Below are 24,451 nucleotides of genomic sequence, written 5' to 3'. Positions count from 1 at the left end.
GCAGTCGCTGGGCGTAACCCACCAACTTCTTCCCGCGATCACGGAAGCATGGTGGGTTACGCTTCGCTAACCCACCCTACGAAGCGCACCAAATAAAAACGCCGCCCGGAATTGGGCGGCGTTTCATTCCAAAAGGCGTAGAGGTTCGTTGACCGCTACCCTACACCAAATCCGGAAAATCTCAAGACCGGTATCCCGGAAGCTCGCGGTCGAGCTTGCGCAACAGCGGCGGCCACACGAGGTTGGTCGCGCGTAATTCGGCACGGTCGCGGTTGGCGAGCAGCTCGGTGTTCTTGTCGATCGCGACATCGTCGACCGGATACACCGGCGTGCCCAGCGCGCGTGTACGCACCTGCATCGAGCAGGCGCGCTCGAGGTGGTACATGCGCTCGAAGGCCGAGGCGACCGAGCGGCCGACCGTCATCGTGCCGTGGTTGCGCAGCAGCATGTGGTTGTGGTCGCCGAGGTCCTTCTGCAGCCGCGGCCGCTCGTCGTGGTCGAGCGCGATGCCTTCATAGTCGTGATAGGCGAGGTCGTGGGTGACGAGCTGGGCGGTCTGGTTCAGCGGCAGCAGGCCTTCGGCGCTGCTCGAAACCGCGGTGCCGTCGAGGGTGTGGAGATGAAGCACGCACATCGCGTCCTCGCGCACCTCGTGGATCGCCGAGTGGATGGTGAAGCCGGCGGGGTTGATGCTGTACTCGCTCTCGGAGAGCTGGTTGCCGTGTAGATCGACCTTGACGAGGCTCGACGCCGTGATCTCGTCGAACATCAGCCCGTAGGGGTTGATGAGGAAATGATGGTCGGGGCCGGGCACGCGCGCGGAGATGTGGGTGTCGACCAAATCGTCCCAGCCGTAGAGTGAAACGAGGCGATAGCAGGCGGCGAGATTGACCCGTTGCTGCCACTCGGCCTCCGTCATGTTCGACGGCACTTCCTTCAGGCGCGCTTCCGCTGGCGACATGGCTGATCTCTCCGAACATCGTTGTTGCGGGGAGGGAGGGTAGTCTCGGTGGTAGCTGGCGGCAAGGCGCTGAAAGCGCGGCAGTCCAGCGTAGCCCGCATGGAGCGAAGCGGAATGCGGGACCGGTCCCTGGATTTCGCTTCGCTCCATCCGGGCTACGGCACTCCGGCTCGGGAGAGAAGAATCTTACGGCGCAGGGATCGAGAGCAGGCTGGAAATGCTGCTGCCGCGGATGTCGTAGACGCGGGCGAACACCACGTCGTCGCGCTTGATCTCGACCAGCACGGGCGCGGTGAGGCCCTTGCAGTAGAATTCACCGAGCGTCATGGCGAAATCGGCGGCATTGGAATCCCAACCGATGGTGAAGTCGGGGCCGAGCGCGACCTGGGCGGGACGCTGCGGACCGCACACGGCGACTTTCCACTTGCGGTTACGCGGCGGCACTTCCTGGCGTTCGACCAGCTGCTCGCGCAATTCGTCCGAGGCCTGCTTCAGCGCGAGACCCCAATAATCCAGCATGAAGCGGTCGTCGGCGCCGCGCACGGTGCCGGCGATGTGGTTGAAGTGGGTGTATTGATAAGGATGCAGCCGGATCATCTCGGCGAGCGAGAGCGCAAGGCCAAAACAGAAGGTGGCGAGCACGACCGGCTGCCACGTACGGTGATTGGCGCGCAGGCGCTCCATGGCCCAGCCAAAGGCGACTCCGCCGAGCACCGCCATCGGCGGGATCACGAAGACGAAATGGCGGATGCCGTTGTACAGCGCCGGCCGCTTCACCATCGCGATCACCAGCGGCAGCGTCGCTGCGAGCGTGAGCATCAGCAGGATGGTTTTGCGGCGGGCGGGAACCTCGCGACGCGGCAGCAGTGCGAAGGTGCCGATGACGGCGCCGAACATCAGCACCAGCATCACCTCGGGCAACTGAAGTGCGAACAGCGTCGGCAGGTAGGACCAGGGCATGTCGGGCACGGATACGATCGCGCCGTCGAACATCTCCTTCCAGGGTTTCTCGAAGAAGTGCGAGAAGTAGGTCAGCGCCTCGAAGGGATTGCCGGGCTCCATGATCGACCACGGCCAGATCAGCCCCATCACGAGGTAGCCGAGCACGAGGCCAGGCAGGAGCACGTAGACGACATAGGCGAAGCGTCGGATCGACTCGCGCAGGCCCTCGCTGCGCAGTTCCTCCAGGAACAGCGGCATGAAGCCGATCACGGCATAGACCAGCGCAAGGCCGCCGAGGATGCGGGTGCCAAGAGAGAGGCCGGCACCAAGGCCGACGATCAGGATCGTGCGCGGCGAAGGCTGCGGATATTCCTCGGCGAGCCGGACGAGGCCCAGCATCAGGATGATCATGGCTACCGCGAAGGGCGCATCCTTCGGGTTCATGAACATGTGGCCGTAGAAGATCGGGCACAGCGCGAGCAGCAAGAGCGAGGCAAGTCCCGCAAGGGGGCCCCCGATACGGCGGCCGAGCCGCCACGTCACCGCAAGTCCGATCACGCCGACGACGGCGCCGACCAGACGGCGCGTCTCGAACAGCTCGAGCGGAATCACCTTGTGCAGGAGGGCCGCGACCATGTCGAAGCCGCCGCCATACATGTAGAGATTGGCGAACGAGAGTGCCGCGGTGTCCTTGAAGCCGGAACCGAACATGCGCAGCAGCAGGTCGGCATATTCGGCGTGGGTGTAGTCGTCCCAGCCGAGCCCGTAGTCGCGGAAGGTCAAGCCAGCAATGACGGCGACCGCAGCCAGCACCAGCATGGCGAGATCGTCGCAAGTCCGTTCAACCGAGCGCCGCAGAGGCGTGTCGATCGCCGAAGTCGTGATGGATGTCATGGCTATTGGTGACCCGGAATCCCCTCTTGGCCCTGCCGGTGCGCGCGGGCCACTTCCCCGGAATCCCTATAGCGCAGTTCCATTAGCAAGTAATTGGGCATTATGGCTAATTCCTGATGCAACGCAGCAAATCCGACCAACTCCAGAGCAGCTTAAAAGTAGCGAGCCGTAGCTGAAGGGAATGTGAATAAGTCCCTGATTTCCTTTCCTTTAGGAACGCAGGCTATAATTCGACGTTGGCGTGGAACACCGGATGACGGTATCGTGGCGTGACGAGTGTCGCGTGTGGATGCGCGGCCGGGGGTGAGTTCGATGACCGTGGCTTTGTTGATCGCTGGGATTTTCGCCGTTTTGGCGGGCCTCCTTGCGATCCTGTTCGGCTTCACCGTCAGGGAATTCAGTCTCGGTAGTACCCTCATAATCTCCGGCACCATCGGCGTCTGCTCCGGAATGTTACTGGCCGGCCTCTACGTCGTGGTCGCGGAACTGAAGGGCATTGCCCGCCGGCTGGCAGGATCAATCGCACCATCGGACGTTCGGGTCAGGCCCGTGCTGCCGGGTCTCGGGATCCCTGGAACGCCCGGCCTCGCGCCTGAGCCGGACGCAGAGAAGATCGAGCCGGCGCCGGCATTGCCGACCGCAGGACCGCCGCCTTGGCAGAACGAAGCCGCCGCGCGCGAGCGTCCGCGCGCCGAGCCTCCGCCAGCGCCCGAAGCTCCGAGCCCGCCCGAGGTTCCGGAACCGCCGCGCCGGCGCAACCTGCTGTTCGCCTCGACCTCCCGCAAGGAGCGCGAGCGCGCGGAGGCGAAGACCGGCGAGGGCTTGCCGCCGCTGCCGCACGCTGAGCCCTCAGCGGAGCCTGCCGCCCCGGAGACGCCCCCTGCCAGCTTCGACGACGCCTGGCCGAAGCCGGACCGTGTGAGGTCTCCGGAGCCGCCGCCCGCCGCGCGGCGCCCGCCACCGCGCTCACCATCGACCTTCGCGGAGGCTGCTCCGCCGCCCGCACCGGAGCAGGCGGCAGCCGCCGAGCAGGCGCCCGTGACGGTGCTCAAATCCGGCATCGTCGACGGCATGGCCTATTCGCTCTATTCCGACGGTTCGATCGAAGCGCAGATGCCGGAGGGGATGATGCGCTTTGCCTCGATCGACGAGTTGCGCTCCCACCTCGACCAGCGGGGCGCTTGAGAGCAGGCGCAGGGAGATCTGGCGCAGCCAAGTAAAGCGCTGGCGTACTTGTCACTTCGTCAGTAATCAGCCCATACTCCTCAGTCATCCCATTTCAACCGAACGTATTGTTGACACGGAATACTCTGACGTCGTCAATCCCATGCGACGCAAAGTGGAGAAAGGTCGGGCCGATGTCGGATGCCGGGGCTAAGAATTTCATTGAGCTGACGGCGAGCATCGTGTCGGCCTATCTCAGCAACAATCCGACGGCTGCGGCCGAGATTCCGAACCTGATCAGCCAGGTGCATGGCGCGCTGGTGCGCGTTTCGTCAGGCCGCACCGAGACGGCGCCGCTTGAGCCGGCGAAGCCGGCGGTCTCGCTGAAGAAGTCGATCGCGCCCGATTATCTGGTCTGTCTGGAAGACGGCAAGCGCTTCAAGTCGCTGAAGCGCCATCTGCGCACCCAGTACAACATGACGCCGGAGCAATATCGCGAGAAATGGGGCCTGCCGGCCGACTATCCCATGGTCGCGCCGAACTATGCGGTGGCCCGCTCGCAGCTTGCGAAGCAGATGGGACTGGGGCAGCAGCAGCGGAAGCGGAAGTAGAATTTCTACGACGCTGCCGCGAGCGCCTCTTTCGCGTCGGTCTTGATGCGCTCGACCATCGAGCGCAGGCCGTTGGAGCGCTGCGGCGTCAAATGATCGCGAAAGCCGAACTCGTCGAAGACGGCAATGGCGTCGGTCGCAAGAATCTCCTGCGGCGTGCGGCCGGAGTAAAGCGACAGCACGATCGCGACCAGCCCGCGCACGATGTGGGCGTCGCTGTCGCCGCGATATGTCAGGATCGGCGCGCCGCCATCGCGACGATCGATCAGCTTCTGAAGCCAGACCTGGCTGACACAGCCATTCACCTTGTTCTCGGCCGAATGCTCGGCCTCGGACATCGGTTCCAGGGTGCGGCCGAGCTCGATGACGTACCGATAGCGGTCGTCCCACTCATCCAGAAGCTCGAAATTATCCCTGATTTCGTCGATCGTCGTCATGCTGGCCCAAAGTTCCCGTTCAGGCCAATATAGGGACGCAAAGCGCCGAAATCGATAGGGTTTGGGCGCTAATTCGCTGTCGCGGGCGCCGGGCCGCGCCATTCCAGCGCGAGGTCGTCCTGGGACAGGGTGTCACGCGGCGCCTCGCTCGCAGCAAGATCGCCTTCGCCGGCCAGCGCGATCGAGCCGGTGTGGTCGGGCGCCTTCTTGTCGGTTTTCTCGAGCTGCTCTTTCTTGTCGTTGATGATCTGGTAGATCTTCTTCGCGCCGTCCTGCGCACGCTGGCCGATGATGGTCGCGGCCTGTCCGCCGACCTCGCAGGCCGCCGGCTGGCGCTTGCAGAACTGGGTCATGTCGGAGACGGCTGCGGTCGCAGCCTGCACCGCGTCGGCAGCGCCGATCTGCGGCAGCTTGTCCGATTCCGGCGTCTTGTCCCGCGGCAGGAGCACCAGCACCAGCCCGAGCCAGAATGTGATGCGAAGCAGAAAGCGCATCTTGCGACCTGTATGTTAGAGCCCGCCGCGGCGATCTCCGCGGATGTCGGACCTAGCAACTCTCGATAAATCGCAAGTGATTGCCTTCCGCTTAATTCGCGGAAAATTGACTCAAGAATCTTTGCAATCGACGGTGTCGTAAATTTTCGATTGACGTCCGTGCCGCGAACTCTGCCGGCCACCCGTCCACCATTTCGAAACCATGCGGATCACGGTGAAACCCTGTGTTCACCATCCCTGCCGATGACGTCGTCAAATCGCCTAAAAAGCCGTGCGATGACGCGGTGTCCGGCGGCGCGCCGCTTTGCCTTAGTGTTCGTTTAAGGTCGCTCTGACACGGTGGCTCAACGATAAGGAGGCGTTCCGGCGCGTCTTCCCGACGAATGAGCCGAAGCGCGAGACCCGTGACAGTTTTGAGTATCATCTGCGATTGTCTCGATGCGCTGCTGCATCCCTCCGCGCGTTACGACGCGCTGACGCGAGCGCGCCATCGTGCCTTCATGGCTCCGCGGCTGCTCGGCAGCCTGGCCGCCTTTGCCGCATTCCCGGTCTATCTCGCCATGCGCGGCGCGCCGAGCGCGATCGAGGTCGCGGCGTTCGCCTGGCTGATTGCGCCGATCCTGCTGTCCTGGTTCCTGTCGCGCACCGGCCGTTACGAAGGCGCGCACGTGCTGTCGTCGCTGGCGCTCTCAAGCCTGATCATGGCGGTTGCGGTGACGACCGGCGGCATCGAATCTTTTGCCGCGATCTGGCTGGTCGTGGTTCCTCTCGAAGCTGCGCTGTCGGCCTCGCGCCGCGTCGCGGCCTTTGCATCGCTGCTGGCGCTGTCCTGCGCCGGCATCCTGATCCTCGTCAGCCAGCTCGGCTGGCTGCCGATTGGCGACACCAGCGCCGCGGAACGCGGCATGCTGATGGCGTTCGGCGTCGCCTCGGCGACGCTCTATGCCGCGGGCCTTGCCTTCGGCGCGGAATCGCTCGCGCGCACCAGCGTTGCGCTGCTGTCGCGCGAGGAAGAGCGTTACCGCCTCCTGGCGCGGAATATGAGCGACGTCATCTCGCGGCATCAGCGCAACGGCGCGGTGCAGTTCATTTCACCGGCAGTGGAAGCCATGCTCGGCGTGCCCGTCCCGCAACTGCTCGGCCACGGCCTGTTCGATCGCGTCCATGTCGCCGATCGCCCGGCGTATCTGACGGCGCTGTCCGATGCCGCGCGCGGCGACGTGCGCAGCGTCGAGTTCCGGTTGCGCCGGGAGCGTGCCGGCTCGGAGCGCGGCCAGGTTGATTTCATCTGGGTCGAGATGCGCTGCCGCCCGCTCGATCAGGATATGGGCCGCGATGTAACGCGCGAGGCCGATGTCGTCGCCGTGATGCGCGATGTCACCGACCGCAAGCTCGGGGAACAGGCGTTCGACGAGGCACGCAGCGCTGCAGAGGCGGCCGACGCCGCCAAGACGCGCTTCCTCGCCACCATGAGCCATGAGCTGCGCACGCCGCTCAACGCCATCATCGGCTTCTCCGAGATGATCACGCAGGAGCAGACCTTGATGCTGGGCGCGGCCCAGCGGAGGGAATACGCCCAGCTCATCAACGATTCCGGCCAGCATCTGCTCTCGGTCGTCAACGGCATCCTGGACATGTCCAAGATGGAATCGGGTAATTTCGAGATCGCGTCCGAGCCGTTCGCGCCGCGTGCATCATTGATGCATTGCTGCAATCTGCTGGCGCTGAAGGCGCGGGAGAACGGCGTCGATCTCGTCACCGATGCGCCGCAGGACCTGCCAGTCATGACCGGCGATCCGCGCGCCTTCAAGCAGATCGTGCTCAACCTCGTCGCCAACGCCGTCAAGTTCACCGAGCGCGGCGGTCAGGTCACCGTCACGGCGGCGGTCTCGGGCTCCCAGCTTGCGTTGCGCGTCAGCGACACCGGAATCGGCATCGCGCCTGACGATCTCAAGCGCATCGGCGCGCCGTTCTTCCAGGCCGGCAAAACCTATCAGCGCCGCCACGAAGGCACCGGCCTCGGACTTTCGATCGTGAAGAGCCTCGTGGCGTTGCATCTCGGCGAATTGACAGTACAAAGCAGGCTCGGCGAGGGCACTGCCGTCACCGTCAAGCTGCCGCTCGTGTACACGCCGCAGGCCAAAAGTTCTGAGGCCAAGATGTCCGACAGCAAGGCGAGCGAGAACAAGATCGCGACCTTGACGCCGGTGCTGCGCCAGGAACTTCAGCACAAAGAACTTCAGGACCATGCTCACGACCAAGTTCAGGACCAACCCGCTCTGGTGAAGAAAAGTGCCTAAGAAGTCTGCCAAGGACGAAGCCGCTCCGCGCCGCCGTGGCGCCAAGGCTGCGGTCATCGATGTCGAGACCGAGCGCAATCTCGTGCTGCGCGTGCTGCTGCATAGCCCCAAGGATACGCTGGCCGGTCTCGTCGCCGTTGCCGCCATCGGCGCGATCGTTGCCAATGCGCTGTTCCTCCAGACCGGCCGGCATCCGGCGCCGATGTTCGGCACCGTGATCAATCTTCCCGCACCGTCCTCCCTGGCGCTGTCAAATCCCTTGCCCCGTCCGCGTCCCGTCGGCGCCGATACCTCGCCGCTCGAGCCGAGAGCGACGGAGTTTCGTGCCGAGCCCCGAGCTGCGGACAAGCCGCCGGAGAGGCCCGTCGATGCGACCGCATCGACGCCGCGCTCGGGCGACCCCATGACCAATCTGGTCAAGCAAACGATTTCGGCGCCGCCCTCCGTCGCGCGTCCGCCGGCGCCGATCCCCGTGCAGCAGAGCCCGGCCGCGCGGCGCATCGCCGGCGTGCAGCGCGCGCTGTCCGAATATGGCTACGGCAATTTGAAGATCACGGGCGCGATGGGAAGCGAGACCCAGTCCGCGATCCAGAAATTCGAGCGCGAGCACAAGATGCAGGTCACCGGGCAGGTGTCCGACCGCCTGCTCCGCGAGCTCGGCGCCGCGATCGGGCACCCCGTCGAATAGTCGTTACGCTCGCATTCCCAATCCTCTGCCGCCTCGGGCGGCGGAGGTCTGTCACAATTGACTCCCGGTTATTTTGTAGTTACAAAATAACCTCGTGAAGATCGTTTGGGACGAGCCAAAGCGCCGAGCCAATCTCGACAAGCACGGGATGGATTTCGCTGATCTCAACGAGGCCTTCTTCGATAATGCTTTGGTTTTGGCCACCTACGGCAACCGCTGGCGCGCGATAGGCGTCAACATTCGCGGCGTCATCTCGGTCATCTTTGCGACCCGTGGAGCGGAGGGCATCAGCATTGTCAGCATGCGCCCTGCCAGCAAGAAGGAAAGGGGGCTCTATGAAAAGAGCAGCCGCTAAGAAGGGCTACACCGCCCGGGACATGCGCGCAGTGAGCGATAATCCGGAATGGACCAAGGATGACTTTGCCAAGGCCAAGACTTTCGATGAGATCTTCCCGGGCATGCGGAAGGGCCGCGGCCCCAACAAGGCCCCCACAAAACGACAGGTGACCTTGCGCCTGAGCCCTGTCGTGGTCGACCATTTCAAGGCGGAAGGGCCGGGTTGGCAGAGCCGGATCGATGAAGCGCTGCTCAAGGTGGTGAAGCGCAAGCGTACGTCCGGCGCAGGGTAGTCCATGCGTTTGAAATCAAACATCTGGGTCTCAGCCTATCTGCGCCGGTGCCAGACCGAGGGCGTGTTCGGCGCGGTGCGCCGTCGCGGCGCGGAGGAGGCGGGTGCGGTGTTCGTGAAGGTTTCGCTGCTCGACGGCAATGCGATGCTCTACGTGCCCGCGCCGCAGACCTCTTATGACGACGGCCGGCCGGTCGATCGCTTCTTCGTGCCGTTTGCGCCGCAGCCGATGCCGGAGCCCGCGGTGGAGGAGCGCCTGACCAAGGAGATCCGCTTCGACTCCGACATCTGGATCGTCGAGACCGAAGACCGCGCCGGGCGGCATTTTCTCGAATTAGCGAAGACCTGATCAGGACGCTGTTGCGTCGTCATGGCCGGGCTTGTCCCGGCCATCCACGATCTTGGTTGCGCCACCGATGAACGTAGATGCCTGGGACAAGCCCGGGCATGACGAGCTTGTGGAGCAAGCGACGGTATCAGGTCGCACTCGCCTCTAGCGATCCGATGATCCGCTGGTGCCGATCCGCACCGCGGGCGCGGAGCCGGGCTGCACGCCCGGGCGCGTCTGGCTTGCGCCCGCACGCGCGCGCTGGCGCTCGCTGTCGTGCAGCGACGGCTGGTACTTTGCGCGGTTGACGGCGAGCGTCGAGCCGCGCCAGGCGGCCAGCATCACCAGCGCCGAGCGGTCGCTGAGCCGATCGTAAAGCCGCGACAGCCGGTACACGTCGGTCACGGAGTTGCCGATCTCCGGCTTGAAGAACAGCAGGATGCGCTGGAATACCGGGCTCGGCATGTCGAGCGCGCGCGCGGCGACCGCGAGCGCTTCGCCGCTTGCATCGTCGACGATCTGGGCTGCGACGCGCGAGGGCAGGATCAGGCTGTCGCCGAGCTCGAAGGTGAAATTCTCGAAATCGCCCGCGATCGCCGCCATCTCGAGGATCTGGATCGCGCGCTTGGCGCGCACGGTCGGAATCCGCGGCGCGGCCTTCAGCGGCGTCTGCGCCAGATTGTGCAGGATCAGCGCGCGCTCGGAGGCGCCGGCGCGGAAGAACATGTCGTGGATATCGGCCGCGTCCTTTGGCTGCATCGCCATGTTCGAGGCCATGCGCAGCTCGGCGTCGGTTGGCGTGCGAACCGGCAAGGGGGCAGGAGGGGGAGCAAGGGCGGGGGCAGTGACGGGCGCCGGGATTTCGCGCGCGAGCGGAACCCTGCGGCCCTCCTGCGCGGCCGACAGACCGAGCTTCTGCATGATCGGGACGGGCGTCGACGGATAGATCGCAAGCCGCGCCTTGACGGCCGCGCGCGTCGCGTCGTCGACCTGGTCGATCAGTCGTGTGGCGAGCTCGACGAACTGGCGCTGCTCGTCGTCGCTGTGGGTGCTCGACTGGACATAGAGGTCGGTCAGCACGCGCAGCAGCGTCGGACGGACATCGACGCCTTCGCGACGGGAGAGGGTCATCAGCCCGTCGAATCCTGGAAACAACGACTTGGTCATGGAGAGATACGCGACCTGGAAGAGATACTCGCCGCCACCCTATCGCGGGCTCCTTTAAAGGCTCGTTAAGGAAAACGAGGCGTGAAGCCGAACGCTTGCTTTGAAGCGTTCTCGTGCCGCAACGGGACGGCGGGTCCTACCCGTGCGGTTACGGTTCCGCCGGCACGTTTACACCCCGTTAACCATGAACTGATCTTAATGATCCCATGTTGCAGAGGCGCGCCGGGTCGCGCGGCAATTGAAGAGAGCTGATATGGGGACCATCATCGAATTTCCGGCCGGTCGCCGGGTGAGCGCGTCGGGGGACGTGGCTCCGCGCGCGGACATGGGCACGATTTTGATCCTTCCCGTGATCCGCATCGAGCGCGAGAGCGACGAGCCCAGCGGCGATCACGGGCCGGAGCAGGGCACAGCGCCGGGGCGCCGTCGTCGTCGCCGCTAGCCTTCGGCCTTTGCAATGCCGGAGAACCTCCGCCAGATCCGGCCCGTCGTAACGGCCATCATGCTCGCAGTGCTGGGCGCGACGCTTGCCGCCTGTAGCGGCGGCGATTTCGGCCGGACCCGCGCCGACATGCGCAGCGACGACATGCATCGCTGGCTGGGCGCGGAAGTCACCTCCAGCATCGGCTTGAAGCCATCCCAATTCCAGCTCACCGACGAGGAGCGCCAGCTTCGCGACCTCGCTTATCCGCTGATCGAGCCGCCGCTGTCGCGGCCTGCCTGGAAGAGCGTGTTCGGCGACTACAAGGCGCTGCCCTCGCCCTGGCGGCAAAAGATCGTGTTCGACCGCACCATGTACGGACGCACGCTGATCGACGAGCCGCACCGTTCGCACTCCTCGCGCTATGCGCAGCTGATCGAGGACGTGCGCAACGACATCACCCGCTTCGAGCCGTTCTTCGCCTCCGCGATCCGCGTCATCGACCTCGACAGGAAGCGCAACGCCAGCATGGCGCGTGTCTCCTCCCTCTCGCCGAAGGAGAAGGAGGACGCGGTCGAGCGCATGCAGGAGAATTCGCTGATCATCCAGTGGGTGCAGCAGTGCCTCGAGCAGCGCGTCTCGTCCTATCGCTGGGGTCTGGAGCGGCTGGTGATCCAGGCGCCCGACGGCATGGCTGCCGATGCCGACCGCCTGATCGGCGAACTCGCCGCCCAGACCGCTAACCCGCCGGTCGCGGCCCAGCCGCCCTACGGTCGCGCGGTCGTCTCCAAAGGCTGATCGCTTCAAGAGTTGATCATTTTACGGCTGCGCGCCGGCGCTCGATTGCGTCGGGTTTGGCGCGCTGCCTCTGCAGCGTTCCGGCAAAATCCCTCAGCGCATCGGGCGCTCATCAACGCTGCCCATCGTGCACGGAGATTGCAGACGCCGCGAGGCCCCCGATGCGCGCGTGAGGTCGGCCGCCGGTCGCCATCACGAGCCCGAAGGCGATCTCGTCGCGCCGCGGTGAATCCCACAGCGTCATCTCCGCGGTGCCGAAATGGCTGCGGACATAGGCGGCGTGAATGTGCCCGAGCGGAACCATGAGCCGCGTGCCCGGACCGCCGATGGTCTTCGCCGCCGGAACGATCGCCTTGGGCTGACCGAGCACCTCGCGCATGCCCTGGCCGCCGGCCTCGTGCCAGACCGCGCCGTGCTCGAGCTCGCCGTCCCCGCCGACGATGATGCCCTTGCCATAGGCCTCGATCTGCGCGGCACCGCCGAGCTGCGCGATCAGCCGTGTCGCGAGCTCGCGCCCGAGCTCGCGCAAGGACGCCTGAAACGGCATCAGGTCGGGTTCGAAGCGGCCGGCGAACGGATTGCGGATCACCGCGACGGCCGTTCCGACCAGCAGCGGCTTCTCCAGGCGGGGGCCGCGCTCGTGCCAGATGGTCTCGACGCTGAGCGCGCTCTTGCGGATATCATGGGTCGCGTCTTGGGACGACATGCGCTGGCTCTATGCTTCGTCGACGACGGGATTGCGCAGCACGCCGATGTTCTCGATCTCGACCTCGACCACGTCGCCGGGCTTGAGGAAGACCGGCGGCTTGCGGGTGAAGCCGACGCCGGCCGGCGTGCCGGTGGCGATGACGTCGCCGGGGACGAGGTCGAAGATGGTCGAGCTGTACTCGATCAGCCGCGGGATCGAGAAGATCAGCATCGAGGTGTCGGACGACTGCACCACCGCGCCGTTGACGCGCGTCTCGAGCTTCAGCTTGGTGGGATCGCCGATCTCGTCCGGCGTCACTAGCCAAGGACCGAACGGGCCGGTGCCGACGAAGTTCTTGCCGGAGGCGATCTGCTGGGCGTGACGCTGCCAGTCGCGCACGCTGACGTCGTTGTAGATCGAGTAGCCCGCCACGTGATTCCAGGCGTCGGCCTGGTTGATGTGACGGCCACCCTTGCCGATGACGACGGCAAGCTCGCCCTCCCAGTCGAAATTGTCCGAGACCTTCGGCCGGATCACCGGCGCGTTGTGCGCGACCTGGGAGCGCCAGACCCGGAGGAAGATCGGCGGAAATTCCGTGATCTCGCGCTTCATCCCGAACGCCACGGCTTCGTTGTGGTGGTCGAGATAATTCCGCACGGCGCAGACGATCTTCTCCGGACGCGGGATCACCGGCAGATATTTGACGTCGCTCAGCGCCATCGTGGGCTTGTGCCTGGCAACGATGGCGTCGCGCCGCGCATAGTCGTCGCTGCCGAGGAAGTCCGCGAGAACAGGGTATTGGGGCAGGGCGCGGCCGAGATCCACGACGCCATTTTCGACAACGGCGCCCCAGCTTTCCCGATTTTCGTCCAAGAATGACAGCAGCTTCATGGTTTCGCCCCAAAGGTTGGCATTTTCGATCCTTCCTATTATTTTCGAAAATCAGCCCAGGCGCAAGCCCACCCCAATAAAAAGACGGTGCAGCCTATTCGGTATCGAGCAGGTGCGCGGCGTATGTTGCCACGTTGTCGGCAGTCGAGCGGATGTGCGTCTCGATCAGCTGCACCGCGAGGTCAGGATTGCGCGAGATCGCGGCCTGCATGATCGCCTGGTGCTCGCCGGCCTTGTCGCGCGGACGCGGCCGGAAATTGGCCGACAGATGCCGATAACGCTCGGCGCGGTCGAACAGCTCGGCGCGAATGGCGAGGAGTGTCGCGGAGCCGCAGGCTGACACCAATGCCTGGTGGAATTGGCGGTGGGCGATGTTCCATTCGGGATCACGCAGCGGATGTTCGGGATCGCGCTGCTCGATTCGCTTCAATCTGTGCAGTGTCGAGATGACGGCGATTTCCCAATCGTCGTTGCCCCGCTCGATGGCACGGCGGATCAATTCCACCTCGATCAGGACCCGCGCATCGGTGACCTCCACCAGATCCTGGCGGCTGACGGGGGCCACGCGAAATCCGCGCTGCTCCTGCGCGTCGACTAGGCCCTCGGCGGTAAGCGCCGTCAGTGCCTCGCGCAGCGTGGTGAAACTTACGCCGAATCGTTCGCGCAGGACGTCGAATCGCAGCGGCTCGCCCGGCGCCAGGCCGCAGGCAATGATCTCCTCGCGCAGCCGATGGGTGACGTCGGCGGCGATGGTCTTGCCGAATTCCTTGCGGGGGCGAATGGCGCTGTCGGACATGGTTTCTGTCATTGAATCGATAGCTCAACATGCCGCGCCAAAGACCATCTTGCAATAATTTTCGTAAAGGATATGATTTTCGAAAATACGGCTTGGGAGGCGTGTGACATCATGAGAGCGGTGCTGGTGCGTCAGCCGGGTGGTCCGGATGCACTCGAACTGGTCGAGCTTCCGGTGCCTGTGCCCGGACCCGGCCAGGTGCAAATCCGGGCCGAAGCGTTCGGGGTGGGGCAACCCGATGTGCTGATCCGGCGTGGCGTCTACAAATGGATGCCGCCGCTGCCGGCCAATCCCGGCAACGACGTCGCCGGCCGCATTGCCGCGCTCGGGCCCGGCATCGAGGGCCTTGCGATCGGCCAGAAGGTGCTGCTGAGCGCACGCGACCTGTCGCAGCGCGGCGGCTGCTACGCCGACTATGTGGTCGCTCCCGCGGACGCCATTCATCTGCTGCCCGACAATGTCGATCTGCAAGCGGCCGTGTGCCTGTCGAACTATCAGGTCGCCTACGCGCTGCTGCACGAGTGCCGCCATCCGCGCGCACCCGCGAGCGTGCTGGTGATCGGGGCTGCCGGTGGCGTCGGCACCGCGCTGGTGCAGCTCGCCAAGCTCGCACAGATGAATGTCATCGGCACGGTCTCCACCGAAGAGAAGGCCGCATTCGCGCGGGGCAACGGCGCCGATCATGTCATCTACTACCGCCGCGAAGACGTGGTGGCGCGGACCCGCGAGCTGACCAATGGCGAGGGCGTCGGACTCGTGCTCGATCACGTCTGTGGGCCCGAGTTCACCGGCTATCTCGGCGCGCTCGGCAAATGGGGGACGCTGCTGTCGTACAACGCTTTCGCTGGATTGCCGGAAGAAAACCTGATGGCGGCGATGCGCGACCATCTCGACATCTGCCCGGCGATACGCTGCTTCTCCTTCCATATCTACGACCACGATCGCGACGGGCGTCGCGCGCTCATGCGCAACGTGATCGAGGCGCTCAGCCGCAACGCGATCAAGCCGGCGATCTCGGCGGTCCTGAAGCTCGACGAGGTCAGGCAGGCCCACACGCTGCTCGAGCAGGGCTCCGCGCTCGGCAAGATCATCATGACGCCATGAGGGGGTGGATCGCACGATGACGACACAAGCACCCATTGCACGCTTCACCCGACTCCGGCACGCGAGCTTTGCCTCGCCCGATCCCGAGCGGTTGCTCGACTATTACCGCGCCGTGATCGGTCTTGGCCTCGTCGGCCGCGACGGCAACCGCATCTTTCTCGCCAACGATGCCGAGCAGCTTTCGCTGGTGATCGAATCCGGCGACGCGGCGCTGACGAGCATCGCCTTCGAGATATCGCCTGATGTCCAGATCGAGGCGCTCGGCGCCGCGCTGAAGCAGGCCGATCTGCGGCCCGAACTTCAGAGCGATCCGCTGCCTGGCGTTTCCAGGCTGCTGTCGTTCCGCGATCCCGAAGGCACGCGCTTCGAGTTGATCCAGGGCTGGACGCCGACGCCCGCGCAAGAACGGATCGGTGCGCTTGCCGTCACCAAGCTCGGCCATGTCGCCCTTCGCACGCCCGATCCGCGCGCGGCCTCGGAGTTCTTCGCCAACGCCATGGGCCTGCGAGTCTCCGACTGGATCGAGGACCGCTTCGTCTTCATGCGCAGCGGCTATGAGCATCACACGCTGAACTTCGCGCGCGCGCCCGGCCGCGGCCTGCATCATGTCGCGTTCGAGCTGCGGGGGCCGACCCACATGCAGCAGGGGTGCGACCATCTCGCCCGGCACAAGCTCCCCGTGCTCTGGGGACCGGTACGTCACGGCCCCGGCCACAACACGGCGATCTACCACCGCAATCCCGACGGACATCTGGTCGAGTTGTTCCACGACCTCGACCGCATGACCGACGAGGAGCTCGGCTATTTCGAGCCTCGTCCCTGGCATCGCGATCGACCGCAGCGGCCAAAAATCTGGGTCGGCCTGCCGCGCGACGTCTGGGGCATGCCGCCATCGCCTGAATGCACGGAGTTCGCCCGCTAGCGGATTCAAACTCGACTTGAACAACGCCGCCTCGTCGCGGCCAAGACATAACAATCAAAGGGAGGACGCATCCATGCGAAGGATGAAGCGGCTTGCTGCGGCGATTTTTCTGTTTGGCGGTTGTCTCGCAACCACCCAGGCGTCGGCCGACAATTATCCGTCGCGCCCGATCCGGCTGCTGCATGGATTTGCCGCCGGCGGCGCGGCCGACACGCTGTCGCGCATCATCGCCGACGGGCTCTCGAAAAAACTCGGGCAGCCGATCATCGTCGAGGCCAAGCCTGGCGCCGGCGGCAACATCGCCGCCGATGCCATCGCGAAAGCGGCGCCCGACGGCTACACGATCGGGCTCGTCACCGGCGCTCACGCCATTTCCGCGGCGACCTACAAGAGCCTCGCCTACCAGCCGGCCGAGAGTTTCGAGATGATCTCGACGCTGGTCTATTACGCGCTCGTCATCGCCGTGCGGAGCGACTACCCGGCAAAATCGCTGGGCGAGCTCGTCGCCATGGCAAAGCAGAAGCCCGGTGCGCTCAGCTTCGGATCGGTCGGTTTCGGCAGTACGCACCATCTTGCAGGAGAGCTGTTGAACGCAGCCGCCGGCGTCGAGATCGTGCACGTGCCCTATCGCGGCGATTCTCAATCGGTCACCGCGCTGCTCGGCGGAGAGGTTCCGGTGATCGTCGGCACGCCGGTCCTGCTCGCCGCGCAAATTCAAGGCGGTGCGATCCGCGGCCTGGCGGTGACCTCGCCGACGCGCACCGCATTGTTGCCTGACGTGCCGACGGTTCAGGAAGCCGGGATCAAGGGATATGACGTGCGCACCTGGGCCGGCCTGCTGGCCCCGAAGGGAACGCCGCCCGCCATCATGCCGCACTCAATGCGGCGACGGTGGACGCTCTTAGGGATCCCGACCTCAAGCAGCGCCTGGAGACCGCCGTCGGCGGCGAGGTTCGCGGCAGTTCGCCGGAGGAGATGAAGAAGCTGATCGAGACCGAGATCAGCAAATGGACCGGCGTGGTCGAGCGGGCAAAGATCCCGAAGATCTGATCCGAGGCAACACAGGCGCCCCGTAAGCCTATCGCGCCTCGACCACCTCGCCATCCTCCTTCACGAACCGGCCGATGGGATTGTCCAGGAGATCGATGACGGCTTCCGAGGGCCGGCACAGGCGTGTGCCCTTGGGCGTCACCACGATCGGGCGGTTGATCAGGATGGGGTGCGCGAGCATCTGGTCGATCAGCTCGTCGTCGGACCATTTGGGGTCATCAAGGCCGAGCTCCTTGTAGGGCGTGCCTTTCTCGCGCAGCAGCGCGCGAACGGAGATGCCAAGGCCCTTGACGAGTTCGACCAGTCTTTCGCGGGACGGCGGCGTCTTCAGATATTCGACGACGGCGGGCTCGGTGCCGCTCTGCCGGATCATCGCCAGCGTGTTGCGCGAGGTGCCGCAGGCGGGGTTGTGATAGATCGTGACGGTCATCGGGTCGTCTCCGCGATTGGGATGGGGCCTCGCGCCTGAGGCGGTCCGAGCAACCAGTTCATCAACAGCATGCCGGCAAAGGCTCCGCAGAGTTCAGCGAGGATGAAGCCGGGCAGGTCGTTGGGCCGAATGCCCGCGAACGTATTCGTCAGCGACCTTGCGATGGCCACCGCCGGATTGGCGAATGAGGTCGAGGCCGTGAACCAGTAGGCCGCGGTGATATACAGGCCTACCAGCCAGGGGACGGCCGTCCGCTGAAACCGGATGCCGGCCAGGATCGTCGCGACCAGACCGAAGGCGGCGACGGCTTCGGCGAACCATTGCGGTCCTCCGGTTCGCATCTTCGTCGAGAGATCGATCAGCGGCAGTCCGAACATCAGATGCGCCGCCATCGTTCCCGCGATGCCGCCGGCGATCTGCGCGACGACGTAAAGTGCGGCGTCATTCACCGGCAGCTCGCGCTTGCCGGTGAAGACGAGGGTAACCGCCGGATTGAAATGTGCGCCGGAGATCGGACCGAGCACCGTGATCAGGACAACCAGAATGGCGCCGGTGGGCAACGTGTTGCACAGAAGCGCCAGGGCGACGTCCTTGGTCAAGGATTCCGCCATGATGCCGGAGCCGACCACTGTGGCAACGAGAATGCCCGTGCCGAGCGCTTCGGCCGCGAGGCGGCGCGGAAGATCGAACTGATCAGGCACTGCTCCGCTCCTTTCGTCTCGGCTTGCAGCAGGATTGCAGGATTTCGACAACGGGTTCGCAGACTTCGGGGCTTCCGCCGCAGCAATCGCGCAGCAGGAAAACGGCGACGTCGCGAAATTCGCCGAGGCTGGCGCGATAGACGATCGAGCGGCTGCGCCGCTCGGAGGTCACCAACCGCGCGCGCGTCAGGATCGACAAATGCGCCGAGAGCGTGTTCTGGGGGACCTCCAACAGCCGTGCGAGATCGCCGGCCGCAAGCCCGTCGGGCTCGTGCCGGACCAGCGTCCGGAAGGCCTCCAGACGGGTCGACTGGGCCAAGGCGGCGAGTGCCAGAACTGCTTCTTCTGTTTCCATATATCCAGACTTATGGAATTATGGAAACGCCGTCAATCCGGAATTTTCAACAATGGGCGAGCATATTTCGTAGATTCTGGAAATATGGTTTGACACTTAGGCGTCAGCTGGCGCAGCATGTCCGCCATGAAAATCGATGACGCAGCATCACGCCTTGAAGCCCTGGGCAACCGGACGCGACTCCAGATCTATCGTGCCCTGGTGCGGGCAGGGCACAAGGGCATGGCCGTCGGCCGCCTGCAGGACAAGCTGAAGATTCCGGCGTCGACGTTATCGCATCACATCAAGACCCTCGTCTCGGTCGGGCTCGTCAGTCAGGTCCGGGAATCGACGACGCTGATCTGCCACGCGAACTTCGACGCGATGCGGGGCCTGGTCGATTTCCTGGCGGCGGAGTGCTGTGCCGACGAGGTCGGATGCAAGGACACGCAAACGGCGGCCTGATCATTTTTTTGGGTCAAGTTATTCGATGCTACCAGAATGATGGGAGTAACGGCATGAGCGACGCAAAGACGGTAGCCATCATCGGGGCGGGCCCTGTCGGCCTCGCAGCAGCTGCGCACGTCCTGGAGCGTGGCATGTCACCCATCGTTCTGGAGGCAGGTTCCGAAGCGGGGCACGCGGTGCGCCAGTGGCAGCAGGTCCAGCTCTTCTCGCCGTGGGAATACAACGTTGACAAGGCCGCCGCGCGCCTGCTCGCGCCGACGGGATGGAATTCGCCGGACCCGAGCTCATATCCGACAGGTGGCGAACTGCTCGATCGATATCTGATGCCGCTTGCGACGCGAACGGCACTGCGCGAGGTGATCCGGACATCCAGCCGTGTCACGGCGATCAGCCGCGTCGGCTTCGACAAGGCGAAGACGAAGGGGCGTCAGCAGGCGCCATTCGAAATCCGCTACCAGAACGGCAAAGGTCCTGAAGTGCTGCGCGCCGATGCCGTGATCGATACGTCAGGCACATGGTTCTCGCCCAATCCCGCCGGGGGTAATGGTCTGGCCGCGATCGGCGAGCGTGAATGCGCCGGCCACATCGCCTCTGGCATGCCCGATGTCCGTGGTGCCGGGCGCGCCAGATATGCCGGGAAGACCGTTGCGGTGCTCGGCGCTGGCCACTCCGCGGTGGGCACGCTGATCGATCTCGTGCATCTCGCGGATGAGGCGCCGGGGACGCAAGCGATCTGGCTGTTGCGCGGCGCCGATCCCGCCAAGGCTTTTGGCGGCGGCCGGAATGACAAGCTCGCCGCACGCGGAGAGCTCGGCAGCGCGTTCGCTGCGCTCGTCGCCTCCGGGAAGATCAAGGTGGAGACCGAATTCGGAGTCACGCGTCTCTCGGACTCCGAAGGCCGCCTCGAGATCGCGGCCGGCTCGGGTTGCGGCGGACGAAGCGTGATCGTGGACAAGCTGATCGTCTCGACGGGCTTTCGTCCCGACTTTTCGTTCCTGTCCGAATTGCGCCTGCGGCTCGATCCCGCCATCGAGGCGCCGGTCGCGCTGGCGCCGCTGATCGATCCCAACGAGCACAGCTGCGGCACGGTGCGCCCGCACGGCGCGCGCGAGCTGTCGCACGATGAGCCGGGCTTCTACATGGCGGGCATGAAGTCGTATGGCCGCGCGCCGACCTTTCTCATGATGACGGGATATGAGCAGGTGCGCTCGATTGCGGCCGATCTCGCCGGCGACAAGAAAGCCGCCGCAAGGGTGGAGCTCGTGCTGCCGGAGACCGGCGTTTGCACGCGCGGTGGCGTCGAATCCACTGGAGCCGGATCAGGATGTTGCGGCGGGCCGGTGAAGCAGGAACCGACGGCGTGTTGCGCCGCCGACGAAGCGGCCAAGAAGGCCGGCGCTTCGGGCTGCGGTTGTTCATGAATTTGGTTCTTGCAGGTGAAGCCGGAGAGTTGCCCATTGTGGTTGGTGCGCCGTTTCGGCCCGGGGGCGGGAGGACAGCATTCGTGACTTGAGCGGCCGGTCTCTGATCGCGGTGATGTGCATCGGCCAGGTCGGCAATCTGCTGCCGCATGTGACGCTGTCCGCGAATTTGGCGCAGCATCTGATGCCGGCGTGGGGACTGTCGGCGGCCGAAGGCGGCTTGATGGCGAGCGGTTACGCGTTCGGCTACATGCTCGCCGTGCCGTTGCTGACGACGTTGACCGACCGGATCGACGCACGGCTCGTTTTGCTCTGGGGCTCGATCGTCAGCGGGCTGGCGACCATGGCGTTCGGACTCTTCGCGCAAGGGTTTTGGTCCGCGACCGCGATCTGGTCCCTGGCGGGGCTTGGATTTGCCGGCGCCTACATGCCGGGCCTGAAGGCGCTCACCGACCGGCTTCCGGCCGGCGACACCTCGCGCGCCGTCACGCTGTACACGTCGAGCTTCTCGGTCGGCGTCGGCCTGTCGTTCCTGATCGCGCAAGTGATCGCCGACCGCTGGGGATGGCGAACGGCTTTCCTTGTCACCGGCTTTGGACCTGTCGCAATGGTCGTCGCGTGCCTTCTGATGCAGGCGCAACGGCCCGCGCCGAAGGCCGGACGTCTCTTGAACTTCGCGCCCGTCTTCGCCAATCGCGAGGCGCTTGGATACATCTTCGGCTACGGCGCCCATTGCTTCGAGCTCTACGGCATCCGCACCTGGCTGGTCGGCTTCTGGACCTTCGTCGTCGCCCATCAAGGCGCGCCGTCGTGGTTGAGCCCCGTCGTGCTGAGCTTCTGCTTTGCGGTGATCTCGATGCCCGCCAGCATCCTCGGCAACGAGGCCGCTCTGAAATTCGGGCGCTATCGCGCGATCACGGTCGTGATGATCGCGTCGGCCTGCGTCGCGCTGGTCATCGGCCTCAACGCGACGGCGCCGGCATGGGTGCTCGCACTGCTGCTGCTTGCCTATGGCCTGACAGTGCCGGCGGATTCGGGCGCGTTGACCGCCGGCATGTCGGCCGCGGCTGTGTCCGAACATCGCGGCGCGACCCTGGCCCTGCATTCGACGGTCGGCTTTGGCCTGTCGGCTGTCGGTGCCTGGGGCACCGGCGCCGCGCTCGACGCAGCCGGCGGCCCGCAGAGCGCGACCGGCTGGCTGTTGGCGTTCAGCGTCCTTGCCGCCGGGATCGCGCTGGGACCGCTGGCGCTGCTGTGGGCGCGGGCGCAACCGTCTCCGAGCCGCAGCGCGGGATGACGCTATGCGCCCGCCGGCGGTTCATTTGGCCGAACTCGCTCTTTGCGTCTGCGTAAGCCGCTGCCTCACCGTTCGCGCGATCGCCGCGGGGGCTTCCTCCGGGATCGCGAAGCATGAACTCGCGTTGATCTCGCACAGGACGTAGGTGTCGGCCCCAGTCGTGTCTTTCGGACCATACAGGAAGTCCGCGTCCCAGATGACCGGGAGCGAGCCTTCGTCGATCTCCAGTGTCTTCATCATTCCCGGGGTCCACTCATCTTCCATCAATCGACGCAGCCGCTGGAAGCGCGGGTCTGCGTTCGAGGTGTAGAGGCGCGGTCCCGCCTCGGAACGGGCGGCCGGCGAGTCGACCAGGGCTTTGACTTTGTGATAGCCGAAGCCGGCACAGCGATTGCCCGACATATAGCAGCGCACCACGCCTTCGCTCAAGCGTGGCTGGAATGGCTGATCGACCACGCTGCCATTTTCGAAATATTCGGCGCAGCGACCGAGAAAACTATCCAGCGTCAGTTCCTCGGAGCCATCTTTGGTCGCATCCAGCACCTTTATCATCGGGGAATTCAGCAGCCTCTCGACCTTCCACACGCCTTGGCCGCCGTTGCCGCGGTTGCGCTTGATCACGCGCGGACCGATGGCGAGCCGTGTCGGTAACTCGGCGCGCATGGCCTCGGCGGTTTGATACAAAGCCGTGTCGCATCCCCACCCCATCGAGCGGGTACGATAGAGTACCTCCTTGGTGCCCATCTTGAGAATGACGCCCGGATGAGCGCTGACCCACACGCCCCGTGCGGCGACGTCGCGCAGCAGGGGATCAAGCTCGACACGCGTCTTGCCCTGGTGGATCGGATCGACCCAGACGAGCACACCGCTGGCCGCAAGCAACTGCTCGCGGACCGCATCGGCGAAGCTTTCGTCGTAGATCGCCGGGCATGCCTCGATGCCGACGGCGGCGAGTGCTTCGAAGACGCGGACGAAGCGGCTGTTTTGCGCCGTCGCATCCCGGCGCGCGGCAGCGTCGCCGCGTGAGAGGATAGCGACGGTGTGTTGGTGAGAAGGGTGTCGTTCGGTGTCCATGCGCAAGCTCCACGAATGGCGTGCTGCGCAGAGCTTGGACCGAGGCCTCACGGGGAGTCTGCTTTGTCCCCACGCAAAGGACACTAGCGAGCCCGTTCGCGAGTTTCAAGACGTGGCTGGCGCGGTTCCGCGGAGCGGTGAACTCTTTGTGACGGTCGCCCGCGGCTCCGGTGGGCAGCCCGATGCACGCGCCCGTTGACAGCTCCCACCTTCGGGTTTTTATTTGGGGCTCGGGGATGTGCGATCTCCCCGTGAGGCGACATGCCCAAGCATCGCGTCCTGATCACCAAGGGCGCAGCATGTCATCATCATACATTCCCTACTTCATCCGGCAGATAGGCTCGATTTTTCGGCTCGGCTCCCGTGCCGATCGCAGCACCGCTGCGCGCGTTGATGCCCGCGCTTTGTCGCGCCTCGTGGGCGTGATGTAGGGGAAAGATCGCGAACCGGACTTCACTTGGGGCGGGTCCGTCGTCGACAGCGGCGACCGGGTCAAACAGCGAAACCAAAGCCTGAGGAGTAGCACAATGAAAAGAATCATCTGGGCCGTGGTCGGCATTGGTGTTTGTCTGCTTGCATTTCGCTTCGGCCTCTTCATCCCGGCATATGCCCAGGATGCCGAATGGCAGAAGGTGGACGAGACCCTGGGCCGCAAGCCCGCCGTCTCGGACGACGTCCGCCGTTACGGCTTTCCCCGCAGCGATCTCTCCGTGACGTTGGACGGGGTTTCGATCAAGCCGGCGCTGGCGTTGGGTGGCTGGATCGCGTTCAAGCCGGCGCATGGCGGCGCAATCATCATGGGCGACCTTGTGCTGCTCGAGACCGAGATCAATCCCGTGATGGCGAAGATGATCGCGAGCGGGCTCGAGATCACAGCCGTGCACAATCATTTGCTGCGTGCGAGCCCGGCAACGTTCTACATGCACGTCGCCGGACACGGCGACCCCGTCAAACTGGCCTCGGCAATCCATGATGCGCTGGCCGAAAGCAAGACCCCGTTGACGGTCACCGCACCGGCGAGCCCGCCACCCGCCATCGACCTTGAAACGGCGAAACTCGACCAGATCATTGGAGTGAACGGGAAAGCGAATGGCGGCGTCTACCAGTTCAACGTGAAGCGTCGCGACCCTATCACGGAAGACGGCATGTTGCTGACCCCCGTCGCCGCGATGGGCGTTGCGATCGCCATCAATTTCCAACCGACGGGCGCGGGGAAGGCCGCCATCACCGGCGACTTCGTGCTGACCAGCGACGAGGTGAACCCCGTCATCCTGGCGCTTCGGACCCACGGCATCGAGGTGACGGCGCTGCACAGCCACATGCTGGACGAACAGCCGCGGCTCTTCTTCATGCATTTCTGGGCGAACGACGACGCCGTCAAGCTTGCAGAGGGCCTCCGTGCGGCGATCGACAAGACGGCGAGCACGAAGGGCTGATGCATG

General features: G+C 64.9%; 28 protein-coding genes. 16 read left to right on the top strand and 12 right to left on the bottom strand.

The window, feature by feature from the left end; genetic code table 11:
* Positions 1-181: 181 nt before the first annotated feature.
* Both GWG67_RS03720 and GWG67_RS03715 read right to left on the bottom strand, forming a co-directional pair.
* Positions 182-961, bottom strand: coding sequence for a class II aldolase/adducin family protein (locus GWG67_RS03720; protein WP_275167785.1), 780 nt, complete (start codon positions 959-961; stop codon positions 182-184).
* A gap of 186 nt (positions 962-1,147) precedes the next feature.
* Complete coding sequence (locus tag GWG67_RS03715; protein WP_275167784.1) at positions 1,148-2,797, bottom strand: glycosyltransferase family 39 protein; 1,650 nt, start codon at positions 2,795-2,797, stop codon at positions 1,148-1,150.
* A 312-nt stretch (positions 2,798-3,109) separates the two neighbouring features.
* Between GWG67_RS03715 and GWG67_RS03710 the strand changes: the two genes are divergently transcribed.
* Together GWG67_RS03710 and GWG67_RS03705 are read left to right on the top strand one after the other, a co-directional pair.
* Positions 3,110-3,982 (top strand): DUF308 domain-containing protein, encoded by an 873-nt coding sequence (locus GWG67_RS03710; protein WP_275167783.1) that lies wholly within the window; start codon positions 3,110-3,112, stop codon positions 3,980-3,982.
* A gap of 173 nt (positions 3,983-4,155) precedes the next feature.
* On the top strand, positions 4,156-4,572 hold the full coding sequence (locus GWG67_RS03705; protein ID WP_275167782.1) for a MucR family transcriptional regulator: 417 nt from the start codon (positions 4,156-4,158) through the stop codon (positions 4,570-4,572).
* 5 nt (positions 4,573-4,577) lie between these two features.
* On the opposite strand, the gene GWG67_RS03700 is transcribed toward GWG67_RS03705, so the two are convergent.
* Together GWG67_RS03700 and GWG67_RS03695 are read right to left on the bottom strand one after the other, a co-directional pair.
* Complete coding sequence (locus GWG67_RS03700; RefSeq protein ID WP_275167781.1) at positions 4,578-5,009, bottom strand: SufE family protein; 432 nt, start codon at positions 5,007-5,009, stop codon at positions 4,578-4,580.
* A gap of 68 nt (positions 5,010-5,077) precedes the next feature.
* A complete protein-coding gene (locus GWG67_RS03695; protein WP_275167780.1) occupies positions 5,078-5,503 on the bottom strand; it encodes a DUF5330 domain-containing protein in 426 nt (141 codons plus the stop codon).
* Positions 5,504-5,886: 383 nt separating this feature from the next.
* Between GWG67_RS03695 and GWG67_RS03690 the strand changes: the two genes are divergently transcribed.
* From GWG67_RS03690 to GWG67_RS03670, 5 genes are all read left to right on the top strand, one after another.
* Positions 5,887-7,803 (top strand): PAS domain-containing sensor histidine kinase, encoded by a 1,917-nt coding sequence (locus GWG67_RS03690; RefSeq protein WP_275167779.1) that lies wholly within the window; start codon positions 5,887-5,889, stop codon positions 7,801-7,803.
* Positions 7,796-8,491, top strand: coding sequence for a peptidoglycan-binding domain-containing protein (locus GWG67_RS03685; RefSeq protein WP_275167778.1), 696 nt, complete (start codon positions 7,796-7,798; stop codon positions 8,489-8,491). The genes GWG67_RS03690 and GWG67_RS03685 overlap by 8 nt, the downstream gene beginning before the upstream one ends.
* A 94-nt stretch (positions 8,492-8,585) precedes the next feature.
* Positions 8,586-8,846 carry a BrnT family toxin gene (locus GWG67_RS03680; RefSeq protein WP_275167777.1) on the top strand — a complete coding sequence of 87 codons (261 nt, stop codon included), beginning with the start codon at positions 8,586-8,588 and terminating at the stop codon, positions 8,844-8,846.
* Complete coding sequence (locus GWG67_RS03675) at positions 8,827-9,120, top strand: BrnA antitoxin family protein (RefSeq protein ID WP_275167776.1); 294 nt, start codon at positions 8,827-8,829, stop codon at positions 9,118-9,120. The genes GWG67_RS03680 and GWG67_RS03675 overlap by 20 nt, the downstream gene beginning before the upstream one ends.
* Positions 9,121-9,123: 3 nt before the next feature.
* A complete protein-coding gene (locus tag GWG67_RS03670; protein WP_275167775.1) occupies positions 9,124-9,468 on the top strand; it encodes a DUF1491 family protein in 345 nt (114 codons plus the stop codon).
* 144 nt (positions 9,469-9,612) lie between these two features.
* Here the strand turns inward: GWG67_RS03670 and GWG67_RS03665 are convergent, their stop codons facing one another.
* Positions 9,613-10,614 (bottom strand): DUF2336 domain-containing protein, encoded by a 1,002-nt coding sequence (locus GWG67_RS03665; protein WP_275167774.1) that lies wholly within the window; start codon positions 10,612-10,614, stop codon positions 9,613-9,615.
* A 253-nt stretch (positions 10,615-10,867) separates the two neighbouring features.
* On the opposite strand from GWG67_RS03665, the gene GWG67_RS03660 reads away from it, so the two are divergent.
* Entirely contained in the window at positions 10,868-11,056 is a 189-nt protein-coding gene (locus GWG67_RS03660; protein ID WP_007593508.1) for a hypothetical protein, read from the top strand.
* Between the two features lie 15 nt (positions 11,057-11,071).
* Positions 11,072-11,833 (top strand): hypothetical protein, encoded by a 762-nt coding sequence (locus GWG67_RS03655; protein WP_275167773.1) that lies wholly within the window; start codon positions 11,072-11,074, stop codon positions 11,831-11,833.
* A 112-nt stretch (positions 11,834-11,945) separates the two neighbouring features.
* On the opposite strand, the gene GWG67_RS03650 is transcribed toward GWG67_RS03655, so the two are convergent.
* From GWG67_RS03650 to GWG67_RS03640, 3 genes are all read right to left on the bottom strand, one after another.
* Positions 11,946-12,539, bottom strand: a complete 594-nt coding sequence (locus tag GWG67_RS03650; protein WP_275167772.1) for an amino acid synthesis family protein — start codon at positions 12,537-12,539, stop codon at positions 11,946-11,948.
* A gap of 9 nt (positions 12,540-12,548) precedes the next feature.
* The gene (locus GWG67_RS03645; protein WP_275167771.1) at positions 12,549-13,412 is read right to left on the bottom strand and encodes a fumarylacetoacetate hydrolase family protein; all 864 of its coding nucleotides are present in this window, start codon (positions 13,410-13,412) and stop codon (positions 12,549-12,551) included.
* Positions 13,413-13,506: 94 nt separating this feature from the next.
* On the bottom strand, positions 13,507-14,208 hold the full coding sequence (locus GWG67_RS03640) for a GntR family transcriptional regulator (RefSeq protein ID WP_275167770.1): 702 nt from the start codon (positions 14,206-14,208) through the stop codon (positions 13,507-13,509).
* A 111-nt stretch (positions 14,209-14,319) separates the two neighbouring features.
* On the opposite strand from GWG67_RS03640, the gene GWG67_RS03635 reads away from it, so the two are divergent.
* From GWG67_RS03635 to GWG67_RS03625, 3 genes are all read left to right on the top strand, one after another.
* A complete protein-coding gene (locus GWG67_RS03635; protein ID WP_275167769.1) occupies positions 14,320-15,312 on the top strand; it encodes a zinc-dependent alcohol dehydrogenase family protein in 993 nt (330 codons plus the stop codon).
* A gap of 16 nt (positions 15,313-15,328) precedes the next feature.
* On the top strand, positions 15,329-16,234 hold the full coding sequence (locus tag GWG67_RS03630) for a VOC family protein (RefSeq protein WP_275167768.1): 906 nt from the start codon (positions 15,329-15,331) through the stop codon (positions 16,232-16,234).
* Between the two features lie 73 nt (positions 16,235-16,307).
* The gene (locus GWG67_RS03625; protein WP_275167767.1) at positions 16,308-17,213 is read left to right on the top strand and encodes a tripartite tricarboxylate transporter substrate-binding protein; all 906 of its coding nucleotides are present in this window, start codon (positions 16,308-16,310) and stop codon (positions 17,211-17,213) included.
* Between the two features lie 99 nt (positions 17,214-17,312).
* Here GWG67_RS03625 and arsC read toward each other — a convergent pair whose 3' ends face one another.
* Genes arsC through GWG67_RS03610 form a run of 3 tightly spaced genes read right to left on the bottom strand, consistent with a single transcriptional unit; the run spans position 17,313 to position 18,770 of the window.
* A complete protein-coding gene (gene arsC / locus GWG67_RS03620) occupies positions 17,313-17,714 on the bottom strand; it encodes an arsenate reductase (glutaredoxin) (RefSeq protein WP_275167766.1) in 402 nt (133 codons plus the stop codon).
* Positions 17,711-18,415, bottom strand: a complete 705-nt coding sequence (locus GWG67_RS03615; protein WP_275167765.1) for an MIP/aquaporin family protein — start codon at positions 18,413-18,415, stop codon at positions 17,711-17,713. The genes arsC and GWG67_RS03615 overlap by 4 nt, the downstream gene beginning before the upstream one ends.
* Complete coding sequence (locus GWG67_RS03610; RefSeq protein ID WP_275167764.1) at positions 18,408-18,770, bottom strand: helix-turn-helix transcriptional regulator; 363 nt, start codon at positions 18,768-18,770, stop codon at positions 18,408-18,410. Before GWG67_RS03610 ends, GWG67_RS03615 begins: the two co-directional genes overlap by 8 nt.
* A gap of 126 nt (positions 18,771-18,896) precedes the next feature.
* On the opposite strand from GWG67_RS03610, the gene GWG67_RS03605 reads away from it, so the two are divergent.
* The 3 genes from GWG67_RS03605 (at position 18,897) to GWG67_RS03595 (ending at position 21,935) form a co-directional block, all read left to right on the top strand.
* Positions 18,897-19,214, top strand: a complete 318-nt coding sequence (locus GWG67_RS03605) for a helix-turn-helix transcriptional regulator (RefSeq protein WP_275167763.1) — start codon at positions 18,897-18,899, stop codon at positions 19,212-19,214.
* A gap of 53 nt (positions 19,215-19,267) precedes the next feature.
* On the top strand, positions 19,268-20,638 hold the full coding sequence (locus GWG67_RS03600) for an NAD(P)-binding domain-containing protein (RefSeq protein ID WP_275167762.1): 1,371 nt from the start codon (positions 19,268-19,270) through the stop codon (positions 20,636-20,638).
* Positions 20,639-20,753: 115 nt separating this feature from the next.
* Positions 20,754-21,935 carry an MFS transporter gene (locus GWG67_RS03595; RefSeq protein ID WP_275167820.1) on the top strand — a complete coding sequence of 394 codons (1,182 nt, stop codon included), beginning with the start codon at positions 20,754-20,756 and terminating at the stop codon, positions 21,933-21,935.
* 21 nt (positions 21,936-21,956) lie between these two features.
* Here GWG67_RS03595 and GWG67_RS03590 read toward each other — a convergent pair whose 3' ends face one another.
* Positions 21,957-23,009 (bottom strand): Cj0069 family protein, encoded by a 1,053-nt coding sequence (locus GWG67_RS03590; protein ID WP_275167761.1) that lies wholly within the window; start codon positions 23,007-23,009, stop codon positions 21,957-21,959.
* Positions 23,010-23,536: 527 nt separating this feature from the next.
* Between GWG67_RS03590 and GWG67_RS03585 the strand changes: the two genes are divergently transcribed.
* The gene (locus tag GWG67_RS03585; RefSeq protein ID WP_275167760.1) at positions 23,537-24,445 is read left to right on the top strand and encodes a DUF1259 domain-containing protein; all 909 of its coding nucleotides are present in this window, start codon (positions 23,537-23,539) and stop codon (positions 24,443-24,445) included.
* The last annotated feature ends 6 nt before the right edge of the window (positions 24,446-24,451 follow it).

The sequence above is a fragment of the Bradyrhizobium sp. CSS354 genome (assembly GCF_029051725.1).
In the GTDB taxonomy this organism is placed as follows: Bacteria; Pseudomonadota; Alphaproteobacteria; order Rhizobiales; family Xanthobacteraceae; genus Bradyrhizobium.
This window is presented reverse-complemented; position numbering and strand designations above follow the sequence as displayed.

Excerpts from the sequence above, each read along its gene's own strand:
- GWG67_RS03720 (WP_275167785.1), bottom strand. The coding sequence starts at position 961 with ATGTCGCCAGCGGAAGCGCGCCTGAAGGAAGTGCCGTCGAACATGACG.
- GWG67_RS03715 (WP_275167784.1), bottom strand. The coding sequence starts at position 2,797 with ATGACATCCATCACGACTTCGGCGATCGACACGCCTCTGCGGCGCTCG.
- GWG67_RS03710 (WP_275167783.1), top strand. The coding sequence starts at position 3,110 with ATGACCGTGGCTTTGTTGATCGCTGGGATTTTCGCCGTTTTGGCGGGC.
- GWG67_RS03705 (WP_275167782.1), top strand. The coding sequence starts at position 4,156 with ATGTCGGATGCCGGGGCTAAGAATTTCATTGAGCTGACGGCGAGCATC.
- GWG67_RS03700 (WP_275167781.1), bottom strand. The coding sequence starts at position 5,009 with ATGACGACGATCGACGAAATCAGGGATAATTTCGAGCTTCTGGATGAG.
- GWG67_RS03695 (WP_275167780.1), bottom strand. The coding sequence starts at position 5,503 with ATGCGCTTTCTGCTTCGCATCACATTCTGGCTCGGGCTGGTGCTGGTG.
- GWG67_RS03690 (WP_275167779.1), top strand. The coding sequence starts at position 5,887 with ATGAGCCGAAGCGCGAGACCCGTGACAGTTTTGAGTATCATCTGCGAT.
- GWG67_RS03675 (WP_275167776.1), top strand. The coding sequence starts at position 8,827 with ATGAAAAGAGCAGCCGCTAAGAAGGGCTACACCGCCCGGGACATGCGC.
- GWG67_RS03670 (WP_275167775.1), top strand. The coding sequence starts at position 9,124 with ATGCGTTTGAAATCAAACATCTGGGTCTCAGCCTATCTGCGCCGGTGC.
- GWG67_RS03665 (WP_275167774.1), bottom strand. The coding sequence starts at position 10,614 with ATGACCAAGTCGTTGTTTCCAGGATTCGACGGGCTGATGACCCTCTCC.
- GWG67_RS03660 (WP_007593508.1), top strand. The coding sequence starts at position 10,868 with ATGGGGACCATCATCGAATTTCCGGCCGGTCGCCGGGTGAGCGCGTCG.
- GWG67_RS03655 (WP_275167773.1), top strand. The coding sequence starts at position 11,072 with ATGCCGGAGAACCTCCGCCAGATCCGGCCCGTCGTAACGGCCATCATG.
- GWG67_RS03650 (WP_275167772.1), bottom strand. The coding sequence starts at position 12,539 with ATGTCGTCCCAAGACGCGACCCATGATATCCGCAAGAGCGCGCTCAGC.
- GWG67_RS03645 (WP_275167771.1), bottom strand. The coding sequence starts at position 13,412 with ATGAAGCTGCTGTCATTCTTGGACGAAAATCGGGAAAGCTGGGGCGCC.
- GWG67_RS03640 (WP_275167770.1), bottom strand. The coding sequence starts at position 14,208 with ATGTCCGACAGCGCCATTCGCCCCCGCAAGGAATTCGGCAAGACCATC.
- GWG67_RS03635 (WP_275167769.1), top strand. The coding sequence starts at position 14,320 with ATGAGAGCGGTGCTGGTGCGTCAGCCGGGTGGTCCGGATGCACTCGAA.
- GWG67_RS03630 (WP_275167768.1), top strand. The coding sequence starts at position 15,329 with ATGACGACACAAGCACCCATTGCACGCTTCACCCGACTCCGGCACGCG.
- GWG67_RS03625 (WP_275167767.1), top strand. The coding sequence starts at position 16,308 with ATGCGAAGGATGAAGCGGCTTGCTGCGGCGATTTTTCTGTTTGGCGGT.
- arsC (WP_275167766.1), bottom strand. The coding sequence starts at position 17,714 with ATGACCGTCACGATCTATCACAACCCCGCCTGCGGCACCTCGCGCAAC.
- GWG67_RS03610 (WP_275167764.1), bottom strand. The coding sequence starts at position 18,770 with ATGGAAACAGAAGAAGCAGTTCTGGCACTCGCCGCCTTGGCCCAGTCG.
- GWG67_RS03605 (WP_275167763.1), top strand. The coding sequence starts at position 18,897 with ATGAAAATCGATGACGCAGCATCACGCCTTGAAGCCCTGGGCAACCGG.
- GWG67_RS03600 (WP_275167762.1), top strand. The coding sequence starts at position 19,268 with ATGAGCGACGCAAAGACGGTAGCCATCATCGGGGCGGGCCCTGTCGGC.
- GWG67_RS03595 (WP_275167820.1), top strand. The coding sequence starts at position 20,754 with ATGTGCATCGGCCAGGTCGGCAATCTGCTGCCGCATGTGACGCTGTCC.
- GWG67_RS03590 (WP_275167761.1), bottom strand. The coding sequence starts at position 23,009 with ATGGACACCGAACGACACCCTTCTCACCAACACACCGTCGCTATCCTC.
- GWG67_RS03585 (WP_275167760.1), top strand. The coding sequence starts at position 23,537 with ATGAAAAGAATCATCTGGGCCGTGGTCGGCATTGGTGTTTGTCTGCTT.